Source organism: Streptomyces graminilatus (genome assembly GCF_001418565.1).
In the GTDB taxonomy this organism is placed as follows: domain Bacteria; phylum Actinomycetota; class Actinomycetes; order Streptomycetales; family Streptomycetaceae; genus Streptomyces; species Streptomyces graminilatus.
In genome coordinates this window covers 1-1,694 of record NZ_LIQQ01000789.1, presented here as the reverse complement: position 1 = coordinate 1,694, position 1,694 = coordinate 1, and the positions used below count along the sequence as shown (strand labels likewise).

General features: G+C 73.8%; 2 protein-coding genes. Both read right to left on the bottom strand.

Annotated elements, in window-relative coordinates; translation table 11 throughout:
* Positions 1-93 precede the first annotated feature (93 nt).
* Positions 94-903, bottom strand: coding sequence for an urease accessory protein UreD (locus AOK08_RS41600; RefSeq protein ID WP_055535741.1), 810 nt, complete (start codon positions 901-903; stop codon positions 94-96).
* Positions 891-1,571, bottom strand: coding sequence for an urease accessory protein UreG (gene ureG, locus AOK08_RS41595; RefSeq protein WP_055535739.1), 681 nt, complete (start codon positions 1,569-1,571; stop codon positions 891-893). Before ureG ends, AOK08_RS41600 begins: the two co-directional genes overlap by 13 nt.
* Positions 1,572-1,694: the final 123 nt, after the last annotated feature.

The window sequence follows — 1,694 nt, the reverse complement described above, 5'->3', positions numbered from 1 at the left end:
ACCTGCGGCAAGCGGCCCCAAAGCCACGACCACAAAGGGATCGCCGTGATCGGCAAGACCGGGGCGGGACGAGCCGGCCCCCGACCCTGGCGATCACACGCCGCGGGTCGGCTCCAGGGCCGTGAGCGCCTCGTCCAGCACCCGGCGCAGCCGTAGCGCGTCCGGCGCGACCGCTGTCACCAGCGCGGCGGGCCCGGCGAGCGGAACAAGCGCCGCCCCCTCCCCCAGCAACCGGGCCTCGACCGGCGCGTCCGCGAACTCCGGCCGTACGACGACGAGTTGACCGACGGCGCGATGTCCCGCCAGCACGGCGGGCCCGTCCCAGCCGCCCGGCGCTCCGGGACCGCAGGCCAGCTCCTGGTCGAGGACGACGCGCCCGCCGACCCGCACCGTGAGGCGGCTCCCGAGCCTTCCGGGTTCCTCGCCGAAGCGCCCGAGCACCTGCTCCTCACGGAACACCAGACGGGCACCGGGCGCGAGATCGACACGTGTGCCGACGTACAGCTCGCTGCCCTGGGCGCAGATCAACTGCTCGGGCAGCCACCGCAGTTCGCCACCGTCGGCGACCACGATCCGTACGTCGTAACGGGCCTCGCCCTTCGCCTGGCCGGGCAGGGCGATGGTGGCCGCCGCCGACGCCAGATGCAGTCGGGCGCCTTCCCCCACCTCCGCCTCGACAGCGAAGTGGTCGCCGCCGAGGGGACCGCTCATGGCGCCGACCAGCATGACGCGGGCCTCGTCGCCGTGCGCGCGGGTGCGGCGCAGCGCCAGCGGGCCGTCGCCGTCGAGTACCGGCAGGGCCGTACCGCCCCGGCCGTCCGCCCGGGCGACGATCCGCGCGGTGGCCCGCACGCCGGTGGCCCGCACGCCGGTAGTCCGCACGCCGGTGGTCATGCCGTCCATGCCGCGAGCTGCGCCCGCACCCACAGGGCGACGTCCGCGACCCCGGTCTCGCCGCGCAGCGACTGGAACACGACGGGCTTCTCCCCGCGCGCCGTCTTCGCGTCGGCGGCCATCCGGCCGAGGTCGGAACCTACGTACGGCGCGAGGTCGGTCTTGTTGACGACGAGCAGGTCGGCGGTGGTGACGCCGGGGCCGCCCTTGCGGGGGATGTCGTCCCCGCCTGCGACGTCGATGACGAAGATCTGCGCGTCGACGAGGCCCTTGGAGAAGGTGGCGGTGAGGTTGTCGCCGCCGGATTCCACGAGCACGATGTCGAGGGGCCCGACCTCGTCCTCCAGGTCCTCGACGGCTTCGAGGTTGGCGGAGATGTCGTCGCGGATCGCGGTGTGCGGGCAGGCGCCTGTTTCGACGGCGGTGATGCGTTCGGGTGGCAGTACGGCCTCGCGCAGCAGGAACTCGGCGTCCTCGCGGGTGTAGATGTCGTTGGTGACGACCGCGAGGGAGAGTTCTTCGCGCAGGGCGCGGCAGAGGGCGGCGACGGTGGCGGTCTTGCCGGATCCGACGGGGCCGCCGAGGCCGATGCGGAGGGCTCGGCGGGTGCCGTCGGGGCGGCGGGCGTCCGCGCTCACGGCTGCGCCGGCGTCAGGGTGGGAGTGGTCGAGGTGCATGAGATACGGCTCCAGTTCTGGTCTCTGTGAGTTGTGCTGTGCGGCCGGTTCGACCTGTTTCTCGCCCCCGCCGCCCCTTCCCGTTCCCTCCCTGGGGGCTGCGCCCCCAGGGAGGGAACGGGA